6 protein-coding genes are annotated in these 11,052 nt (G+C 41.8%); all 6 read right to left on the bottom strand.

Translation table 11 applies throughout. The annotated features are described in order from the left end of the window. Nucleotides 1-156: 156 nt before the first annotated feature. Complete coding sequence (locus IX315_RS08880) at nucleotides 157-2,766, bottom strand: hypothetical protein (RefSeq protein WP_211637423.1); 2,610 nt, start codon at nucleotides 2,764-2,766, stop codon at nucleotides 157-159. 132 nt (nucleotides 2,767-2,898) lie between these two features. After that, nucleotides 2,899-5,490: a fimbrial tip adhesin FimD gene (gene fimD / locus IX315_RS08875; RefSeq protein ID WP_211837382.1), complete on the bottom strand. Its 2,592-nt coding sequence runs from the start codon at nucleotides 5,488-5,490 to the stop codon at nucleotides 2,899-2,901. Between the two features lie 47 nt (nucleotides 5,491-5,537). After that, nucleotides 5,538-7,148, bottom strand: coding sequence for a hypothetical protein (locus IX315_RS08870; RefSeq protein ID WP_211837381.1), 1,611 nt, complete (start codon nucleotides 7,146-7,148; stop codon nucleotides 5,538-5,540). Nucleotides 7,149-7,176: 28 nt separating this feature from the next. Further along, the gene (locus IX315_RS08865) at nucleotides 7,177-8,175 is read right to left on the bottom strand and encodes a FimB/Mfa2 family fimbrial subunit (RefSeq protein ID WP_211837380.1); all 999 of its coding nucleotides are present in this window, start codon (nucleotides 8,173-8,175) and stop codon (nucleotides 7,177-7,179) included. A gap of 148 nt (nucleotides 8,176-8,323) precedes the next feature. Next, nucleotides 8,324-9,997 carry an Mfa1 family fimbria major subunit gene (locus tag IX315_RS08860; RefSeq protein ID WP_211637488.1) on the bottom strand — a complete coding sequence of 558 codons (1,674 nt, stop codon included), beginning with the start codon at nucleotides 9,995-9,997 and terminating at the stop codon, nucleotides 8,324-8,326. 53 nt (nucleotides 9,998-10,050) lie between these two features. Next, nucleotides 10,051-11,052 (bottom strand): OmpA family protein (locus IX315_RS08855; RefSeq protein WP_211837379.1); only part of this gene is annotated, 1,002 nt, incomplete at its 5' end.

The following is an 11,052-nucleotide window of genomic DNA, read 5'->3' as shown; positions in this document are numbered from 1 at the left end:
CCACAATACGCCCGTTTTGGGAGAGTTACCATCATAAAAGAAACGCTACGGCAGACGCATTAGAAATAAGACATGACCGAGATTATAAAAAGCACAAGAATCGGGGTATAACCATAGTCGTTATACCCCGAGAGAATAATAGGTATATATTTTATTTTACTGGTATCGACCTACATTTATATCAAGACTTGGCTTACTTTCGTAGTCCTCCAAGGACTTACCATTAATTGCATATGGATAACGGGCTGAATCACTATAAAACAAGACAAGATCTGGTCGATTATTTGTGAAATAATTCATATTACTTGTATCTAGTTCAAATTCAAAATAGGGATAACCACTATTGTCATACTGTACATCATCTAAAATTTTAAATTCACTTGACTTAAAATACAGTACATTGAAATTTTTATTTGATGCATAGAAGCGGTAAGAATCAGTGGGTTTGGAATACACTGGATACCAAGATGAGTACAAACTACTCTTTTTCCAGAAATGGACTCGCCCTTTCATTTGCACCCGATTAGTACTAAAATAATGTGTACTATTTGATCCACTGACCCACTCTCTGAGTTTCTTAGTAGCAGTGAATGTATAGCGAATAGTACCATCATTTGATCCAAATGTATCGTACGATGTAATTGTGAGATTATCATCGAGATTTTGGGTATTATATACAGAGAATCTGAATTTACCTGCGGAACTCAACGGCTGCAAGTTAATTCCGAATTTATCTGAAAGTTGTTCACTGCTGTATTCCTGTCCCTTGTAGTTGAAAGTAAAGGTAGACCTAGACGGAACTAATCTTGACGTTACACCATACCCATTAGGTTTTTGATAGTATAGAGTCAATACCGTTTCATCTTTCTGAGCACTACTTAAGGTTTGATCTCTATAAAATTGGGAAGACAACGTGATACGACCATATCCTTTAGTAGGGTCATTGACCTTAAAAGGTATGGTTGCCCATCCAGCAGTCTGATCACTCTCGAGCACTGTATATCTATAAAACGTTTCAAGGACTCCAGTTTCTGGATTTTTAATCAGCTCTATAGTCAGCTTATTAGCTGTCTCCTGTGGATTTACGGGCGTGATGCCTGATGCCCTAATCAAAACCTCAAAAGGAAAACTATTCTTGGAGATTAGGTCAGGTTCGTAGACCCTAAACTTGAGATTATGTATGTAATCACTACTCAAACTTCCATCCGTATTGGTAACTAATGCCGATGTTTTTTCAAATGAAGCATTGAATAGATAAGGGGCATTAATCGTAATCCTAACCTGACGAGTAATCGGAGTAGTAGCACCAGTATATCCATCCACTACTGGCTGACCATTATGTTGTCTTAGTGCTATCACTTCGACAGTATAGGTCACCTTACCATACTCTGGGATAGATTTGACATCAAATGTAAAACCTTCACCCTCTCCCTCCTTGATCTTCTTCAAAAAACCGAGATATGGATCTGTCGCATTTTCGTAGCTATAACCAGTTTCTCCATTTTCCTTAACATCCTTTGTATTCCATGAGGGATAATACTTAATGTATCGGTAGCCATCACCATTAGGGGTGACATAATTAGTCTTTACGGTATAGACACCTGGTTTGACTACGATTAAGTGGAGCGGATCCACCAAAAGATGAGAGATACCATCCGATATCTTAGAGAAGTCTTGTAGCTGGGTATCGGCAAAGACATTATTACCTGCAGGAGATTCGATAGCCTCTTGGATCGTCCCAAATCCATCAGACTTAACACTATTAATATTTACAACATAGTGTTTATTGCGAATGATCGGGAAATAGACAAGAGCACTATGTCCTATTTTACTCTGAACTAAGTCCACCTTATAGTAGCGAGTCTCACCATAAATGTTCATAACCTTATTGGTTCGTTTGCCCTTAATGATAAGATATGTACGCTTCTCAGGCTTAATGTTGTCTTTTTCAAATAAGAAATAGGGTTCTGTTTTATTGACAAAGTTTGGCGTTTCCCTATTTATCTTGAGATTATCCTCATCATTGGAGATCTTAACCCCCACAGGAGTCGTCGCATATCCTGGATTAAATGGAAATTCGTAGTGATAACCAGAAGTCTCAAATGGAGCGATAGTACCTCGATCACTGACATTACAGATCGTATAAGACTCTACCTCAAACGACTCATCCTCGGTATTATTTGCTGCTAATTGATCTGTAGAAACTGTAACTTTTGCATAGTTGCGAAGCAACTTCACTACTTTATTCTTGAATGTATTTTCATCCAATCCAAGTCTTTCAGTATCAACGATAGACCAGAGACCAAGCCCCTTGGGATCACTACCCCAAAGTTGTGTAATGGCATTGGTAAGCTTTGAATCTGTCATCAATTTTCCTGCTGCAGACCCCTTAGCATAGTAATCTTGAGTAAAACCTGTCCAATCATGATTAGCGATAAAATGGATAAACCTCCGCTTAGAACTGGAGATTAAGGAGACCTTAAATTCTCTAATCTTTGTGATTCCCTCAGGTTTATGGTCAGGTAGATAGTCCGATATCTTAGAAAGATCTGTAGTGCTTCCCTTTAGCTCTGCCATCTCAGAGTAGAGAAAATTTTGATTTTCATCAAAAACCAATACTCTAAGATTATCGACATGATCGATATCGTCAATTCCTCCTGATCGCAATTGCTTCTCCTCCAAGATCTGATCGTTAACTCTGATCGTAGCTGTAAATCGCTCTCCCTCCTTAGCATAAGTCGGGATATCCTCCGAGTCACTTGTCATACGCTTACAAGAAGTGATCAAAAGTGTAGCCACTAATACCGAGCCAAGTAGAGGCAAATATAAAAATCGAAACATAGACTTTATACTTCTTTTTTCTTTAAAATCATTCATACCTTCACACCTCCGAGTACATTACTTCTTGTCATCATGCATGTAGGTATCAAATACACAGCGCACTGGAGCTCCTGTTGGACTTACCAATACATTTTCAGTCATCTTAAAAGCAACATCTGATTCGGCAGTCCAATACATATCCCCAAACATCAAACTCTTAGTTACCGAATTTGGGTCATCCTGGATCCCATCTATTAGCTTAACTTCCTCTAAGGTTGGAACTCGCCAGCTCCCCTTGTATTTAAATGTTTTCTTAACTGTTCTTGTCTTCCAGATAGGATATCCACCTGTATTGTAACCAGAAACATAATGCTCCTCATATTCACCATCACGCCCATACTCTCCCTCAAAGTATAGATGACACCTTTCTTCGGCATTAGAATAATACCGATAAGTCGGGAGATTGTGGAAATAGACCTTCATAGTCTTATCAAACATCCTACTTGGATTGAATTGAGCATAAGGACTTCTTATAGGAAATAACGAAGTTCTGTACGGCCCATAACCTTCGTAAAAGGTGGTACTATTATTATGTATTTTCGATAACTGACGATCGTCCTTCGATGTCTGAGGTGTATCTCTATTAGTCATACCAAACTGAGATGCAATAATAAATTCGGGAGATACTAATCTATTACTTACTTGATCTCTTTTTGTGTACCCATCAGCACCGACAGGATTACCGATAAAATAATTACCACTTGGGACCTTTACTGATACTCGATTAAATACATTATTTCGCTGAGCCTCATAAAAGTTTGAATTCTGATACACTGAAGGAGCTCCATAGGTGGTGTGGAACCTAAAATCAGCAAATACATCGACAAACTCGCCATAGTCATTCTGAACCTGTGACGTTCCACCACCCAATCCAGGAGATTTCTCTCCCGTCACGAAGATCGGTGGATACTGAGTCACTAGTACTGTCTCAGTCAGTGGGGTTGTCGTGGATGCATCTCTAATTTGAACAACCTCTAGTTCAAATTTAAATGGGACATAGTTGACGGGGATAGGATGGGTCATCGTTATCGTTCCATCTTTGATATACTTATCCTCCGTCCACGTGACACTAGTTTTGTTAAACTTAGGTTTAACCTCAGGTCTAAGCAATCCCTTATTAGTAATTTCACTATCTGTCAATGCCCTTGTTTCCTCTGGATCTTCATAAAACTTGTAGTACCCATTTTCATCAAAAACAACCTTATAGTAGTCACCACGAAGGTCATAGAATTCGTAGTAGGCTTTAGTGACCTTGACAGTGACTGGCAAATCGGATAGATACTCGACAGTATACGAATCAATATTTGCCATGATTGGCTCTCTCTCTTTGACGACAAGGTAGTGCGCCTTTACTATCGATCCGTCTACCTGATCAGGGTTGGCTGGCCATGGTTGAATCGCTATATATGACTCCACATCCAAGGGAGTACCCTCATCGATGCTACCGAGTTGTTCGATCTTCGTCACGATATCATAGAGGTAGTTACGCTCCACTTTGTTGAGACGCTCAGCTGGTACATCATCCATCACCTTTCGGTAATTAATCGGGATGCGGTAATAATAATACTGTCCATCCTTATCATCTTCACGAGGATTTTGGGGAATCAATCTGATCCTAAGCATCAGGTGTGTTTCTTCTTTTGATCGAGACTCCCACTGTGACTCCGTAGCATAAAAAGGAAATGCCGCACGAAATTTACCATCACCATTTGGTGACGGATTGACTGCAAAAGTGCGCTCTGCCATCATCCTATAGCTGGTCTCTTGTATTGTCTCAGCGTTATTTTGGCGAAATCCAGCTAATAGTGACGTTGATTTCTTATACTTTACAAGCTTAATCGAGATATCATCCTTGCCATCTGCTGTCTTGACGATATTGTAGATGGTCTCAGAGCCATTTTGAAAGTCCTTGATCTTAATATCAGAGATACGCAGTCTGATCTTAGCCAATGCCCTCTTGAGCTCGATAGGAGTACTCTTCAAGTCGTACACCAATTTACCATTAGGCCAATTGATAGTAGTGACTTCCTTGTATCCATCCATCAAGAATTTTGCACGTGGCTGCTCACTCTGATTGAGATCATCGTAAGACTCTACCTTGCTACGTAATTGAGACAGAGTAGATACTCCAGAAATAATATCACCCGTTGCATTAGCTACAACTATAAGTTTTACTAATTTATTTTCTACACGAGAAATAGATGCATAAGGCACATCCAATCTTACCGTGTAAGTCCCATCAGTAGTACTCGTAGTAGTAACTCTTTTAACCCTATCATTTGCGTAACTCAGTATCAAACTATCACTTGAGTCAAAGATAAATACGGACAGCGTCTCAATCTTATTTTCATTGAGGAGTTTGGGTTTATAGATATCTTTGTACTTATCGCCATCTTCTATTCCTACTCCACGCAAGATTTCCCCATTATCTGTCGAACGAAGAGGTATGTTACGAGTCGTATCTCCAGTTGCCACTGTAAGTGCCAATAGGATCGAATTTCCATTTGGATCATCAGTCCTATGAGTCAAACCATCTTCTATGTCTTTTGTACACGAAGATAGTATGAGCAGTGACAGACCAAAGAATATAATACTAAAAATTCTCTTCATTGCTATTGAGATAGGATTTATAACATGATCAATCATTATAAGACAATTTACTGTATAGCTCTCTGAACCTGTTTAATTTGCCATTTCTTAGATACACCATCATCGATAAATCGATTGTCAGGTACCATTATACCATTGAGTTCCTTAAAGCCAAGGTATAACTCTTTATTCTCTACCGTTATATAAAACTGAGTAAACCGTGGAGAGTCCTCAAACGGTCTGCGAGGCTTAATTGTAAATGTATGCCACGTACCATCACCAGACACAATACCTTCTTCCACAATACCAGTTGCATCTCCCATAAGTTCGAAGTCTGCGCCATTGGTTATTGTTGCGGTCCATATCGCACCCTTAGGCGCATCTATCTTAAATCTAACCTGTACACTCCTCACCTCGCCAGGCTTGATGTCATCAAGAATAATTTCCTCAGAAATATCTTGCAGCAGAGAAGTTGGATTATAGCTTTTGTCATTTTCTTGTTTTATGATCTCAATATTATATTTAGGGCGCTCATATGACATCTCCGATGAAATAAGATTCCATGGCATCACCTTGAATTGGACATCAAGCTCCTTATTGTCCTCAGGAACTTTGATATTGTACATGTAATGGTGGTTGCGGATGACATTGTAATCAGCTCTCGTAGCGTCCTTGGCGAAGGTCTGGTAGCCGGTTTCCGGGCCATTAGACACCACAGGCACTCTATACGTACGACCACTCTTCATGGTAATCTGGATGTAATTGACCCCGCCTTGAGCCTGGTCGGTGGCAGTATCCCACCCCTTGATCTCAGTGGTATTGAAAAGTCGCTCCGGGACATAGAGCTTGGTCTGGATAATACCCGTAGTCGACGTAGGGGCAGTATAACTAAAAACCAGAGGGGAAGTCAAGACTTCTGGACTTGTAGGACGGGGATCCAATTCAGCAAAGGTATATTTGTTGGCCGCATTGTAATATTCCACCTTCACCACATCAGGGACACCCGCGCCAGTAACGTTGAGATCTATCTTGGCATTGGCGCGGACGAGGCGCACCTGATCTTGTATGTTGCTGGTACTTTGCCAATCATTGCCCAACGAACTAATAGGCATCAGCTGATTTGTGGTACCTACTACAGGTTTGAACGGTATTGGAGCCATCATGGTGCCATTTCCACTAATGGTTTGATTGCGATAGACACGTGCCATAGGAAAGAATGGCCCTGCCTCCGATGGTACATTGTGCAATGTATAAGGCTTGGGTGCCTTGAGATACTCCTCTAACTGAGACTTGCTCATTTGGCTGAGTCTGGTCTCATCTGAGGTTGGGTAATTGGCGATGAAGTAGAAGTCATAGGTGCCCTTCTTGAACTTCATCACGAAGAAGGCTTGGTCAGAAAATTTTTCAGCGACCTTGGTACCACTAGCTCCGGTCTCAAAGATAAATACTCCAAATCTGCTCACAAAGTCTTCCCGATCTTTTTCATCCGTATTTATCGACGGAGAAGAGCCCTGCGCACGGACACCACTGCCGGAGGCGACCTGACTCATCTGAAAGGACATATAGACATCCGTTCCAGACTCCGGCACATCGTCCTGCTTAGTACACGAGGCCAATCCCAAGAGACTAAGCAAAGCCAATCCGACAAGGAGGCGCATATATAATTCCCTTTTCCTCATTACTTATATTCTCTTGCTTGCACTTGCATCATAATCCCAGTTCTGTTTCGTAGCTATGTACCATCCAATTATTCACATAGATGGCGAAGCAGGTGTATGTACCACAATTTAAGCACTTATCCTTAATCACCAACTCCACATTAAAGTCATGGTCGCAGGCGAGATTGACATTTGGGTTATTGTTGCCCAAGAGGATCTTGCCAATCAAGTCTAATCCCTTCTCACCAAGAAACTCCTGACCGGTCTTGGTATTAACAAGAGAAATAATATTATTATAGCCGGTCTTCAAATCCATGACAGTAAAGCTGGTCTTCATACTATCGTCAGTGTATGTAGTACCAAAAGGCTTGTAATTGACTACCGCCTTCAGTGCATCTACCCCGAGAGGCATCGTGCCATCGATGTTAAGCGTCCCATTGGCAGAAGAAATAGCGACAACGAAGTCTTTAGGATCAAGTTTATCCTTTACAGACTCATGAATCTTTACAGTAACATTGATTCTATTGGTCTTCTCCAATAGATTGATAGCAGTATGCTTATATAGAGAACCGACCTCCTCAGCTGCTGGCATCACGACAATGTCCGACTCTCCCTGCCATACCTTCTTTGTCTGAGGGAGAAGGCCAAATCCCTTATCATTTTTAAGCGTGAGCATCACTTCGCTCTTGGTCGTTTTCCCTTTGGTAAACGCGCCTTTTAAGAACGTGTCATCTACTCCAGCCCATCCTATGAATGTATAGCTACCCTTGGTTAGGGGAACCAGCATCTCATAGTTTCTGTCTAAGACAACGTTATTTTCAGAAACAACGTTGTACAACTTATTATTTTCATCAAACGCAAAAAGATACACCGTCTGAGCACCCTCCGCACCCAAGAATGTAGAATCTACGGCACAAGGCGTCTTAGAGTAATACCGAACATATACCCCTTGGGGGCACTCTGATAGATCTTCGTATATAAGGTTACAACCACCGAGTAGTACTCCTAGTAGAAGTACAGTCATCATTAGCTTGTTACGTAAATTCATCACAAATAGCTTTATTATAAAAACTAATAATCGTAAATATATAAGGAGGAGGGAATACCTCTCATCAGAAGGGATATCCCCTCCTCCATTGCTAAAATATCATCTCACGATGGCTTTTCGCCATCAGCATTTCCATTGACCTTACAGATTAGAATCCAAGTTGGATAGAATAAGAGTGAACCAACCATGGTAAGACAGTTACCTCAACAGACATGTAAGTCTCGTCATTTGATAGTGGATCCTCTGGTTTGATAGGATTATCCTTTGGATCATGCCCTGGCTTATTTGGATTTGGGTCTGGATTGTTTGGATTGTTTGGATCCTCTGGCTTTGGATTTGGCACTAGTGGGTTCCAGTTCACACCGATTGACTTGAAGCCACTGATGTGTACATGATAGATGTTGTTGCGTACCACAGGAGAATTGAGCCACTTGGTAGCATCATTTTGATCTGGATTGAGCCATGCAAAGTAAAGCACCTTACCCTTAACATACCTATTAGCATTCATACCAAGTACTCCACCTGCCTTCGGATCACGAACAGACTCCATGCTCACATAGAACTTACCATTGGTACCTACATAGAAGTCAGCACCAGCCTCATAAGCTGGGACAGATTTACCATTGGAGTACTTCTTACCATTGTCAGCAAAAATCTCCTGCTTAGGCACAAAAGTACCACGTACTAAGATGTAAGCAGTGTTACCCTTACGGTAATTTGACTCCTCTCTAGTTACACCAGCCTTGTGGGTATTAGGCAACAAGAACTTTCCTGTTAGACTGTTCTCTAGCTCTTTTGTTACAGCATCCAAAGGTTTGGAGTAATCTGCGATAGTGGGAATTCTAGTCCCCATAGTACTATAATCTACCCAAAGGCTAGAATAATCATAATAGTCCGCTGCTGAATTAAATTCGCTAGCATTAGGAACAAATGTACTGCCTAGAGTTTTCCAGCTAAGATTTACATCGTCTCCTGCTTGTTTCTGAATGTATACCTGACGCTCCCCTTGCGCAATCACATAAGTAAGATTCTTAATCTCCCCAAGGATCTTACCTTGATCAGCCTTATCCTTGATCTGGAATGTCTCGCTTGCTACAGATACCATTACTCGAGCAACTGTTCTCTCGACATTGACTTTAGCCTGATTATTGATACCAGCGATAGCATCATTCTCCGTTATCCCTTTCTGAAGAGTAATAGGCTGAGATGGTTCAAAGCTAGTCATCATGATAGTCTCATTGTCTGTGCCATTCTTTTTTGCCAATACTCCACCAGCAGTCTCTGCTTCTGTTTTTGCAGCATCTGCAACAGCCTTGGCAGAAGTAAGTACCTCAATAGCCTTCTTATACTCATCAGCAAAGTTTCCAGCATTTGCTTGGTTAAGAATAGTCCTAGCCTTAGCATCAGCATTAATGAGGACATAAACCTTGACTTCTTCCCCTGCCAGCTCACCTACCTTATGAGCTTTTTTAGGAGTCAAAACAACATTGTTGCTTCCTGGTGCCTGAGTTGGCTCATTGTAGTACTCTGAGTAGGTTAGTTCGGTATACTTTTCAATAGTTTTAGAAGCGTCGGTAGGTACTACATAGATATCGACTGTCTCAATCTTGTCCTTACCAGCCCACTTCCCTACGAAGTTAGATGCAGGTGCATCCTGGTCTTGTCCATCGGCACGCAGACCGCCAGTAGGCATCTGCAGTGCCACGCTCATGTACGCCTGAGCCTTAAAGTCTGGCTCTGGCTGAGCATTTTCCTTGTTACATGCTACGAACCCAAGGGTCATCGCAAGTGCAAATGCTCCGAACGAAATAAATTTCTTCATCTCTTTTGTTTCGTTAATTGTTAAATACTATATTATATCTGCTTATTATATTGTCACTCTGATAACTCTTTGAGATTTGCCATAGCTTCAGACGATCCAAGCTCTATCGCCTTATTGAAGCAGTCAATAGCACGAGCAGTATCACCTAGCTTGGCATAAGCCACACCCAGATTATTAAGTGCTTCGGCATTATTGGAGAGCTTGCTCAGACGGTCGATAGCAGCCTGATAGTTACCGCCTTCGATATCCGCTGCACTGGCATTGATGATAGCAACCGGCTCATTGGGATAGAGACGTGCCGCAATATCAAACACCTCCTTAAACTCCTTACTCTCCGCCGAATAACTCTTAGCGACGAGATACATCTCGTTTAGACTCAAGAGCTTTGGATTGGTCTTGATAACCTCCCTTGCCTCATCCACACTAAAGGGGCGCACCTTATAGGCTATCACATACTCGGTACGACGGAGTGGTGGATAGTAGACTTTCAGGAGCTCGTTATAGGTCTTACTGTCATCGATAGCCCTTAGTTTGGCGTCACGAGCATCAGGATTGGATGTAGTTGCAATCACATCAAGCACCTGAGACTTGGTTGAAAGAGAGGACTTGCTCACCGCCTGCTCCAGTCCCTTCCAGTCTTCTCCATGACCTGCCACCTTGAACTGGCTCTTCTGTACCCCATGTGCTGAGACAAGATACTCGGCAAAAGCATTGGCTCGACGACCGGCAAGTGCACGGTTGCTCTCGAAGTTACCTTCGGGGGATGCATAGCCCTCTACTGAGAATTCTGTCACTGTCAGGTCCTTATTCTTCACCACTTCACTCACCACTTTATCTACGCGGTCAAATTCTGCAGCGTTATTCTTATAGTCACGAAGTAGTTCGTGCTTAGCCACCACGAAATTGAAGGAGGCTGTATGTCTGTCAGCACGTGCCTTGACCGGTTCCACCTCAGGGGTGATATAAGAGAGGACATAAACAGGGTCCTTCACAAACGGGGTCAGTAGCACCTTGGCATCCTCATGCACAAAGCAATCGGCACATCCATGTACCAC

The organism is Porphyromonas levii (genome assembly GCF_018206105.1).
In the GTDB taxonomy this organism is placed as follows: Bacteria; Bacteroidota; Bacteroidia; order Bacteroidales; family Porphyromonadaceae; genus Porphyromonas_A; species Porphyromonas_A levii.
This window is presented reverse-complemented; position numbering and strand designations above follow the sequence as displayed.

Coding starts and splice junctions, on each gene's coding strand:
- IX315_RS08880 (WP_211637423.1), bottom strand. CDS start 2,766: ATGACAAGTGACTCGGAGGATATCCCGACTTATGCTAAGGAGGGAGAG.
- fimD (WP_211837382.1), bottom strand. CDS start 5,490: ATGAAGAGAATTTTTAGTATTATATTCTTTGGTCTGTCACTGCTCATA.
- IX315_RS08870 (WP_211837381.1), bottom strand. CDS start 7,148: ATGAGGAAAAGGGAATTATATATGCGCCTCCTTGTCGGATTGGCTTTG.
- IX315_RS08865 (WP_211837380.1), bottom strand. CDS start 8,175: ATGAATTTACGTAACAAGCTAATGATGACTGTACTTCTACTAGGAGTA.
- IX315_RS08860 (WP_211637488.1), bottom strand. CDS start 9,997: ATGAAGAAATTTATTTCGTTCGGAGCATTTGCACTTGCGATGACCCTT.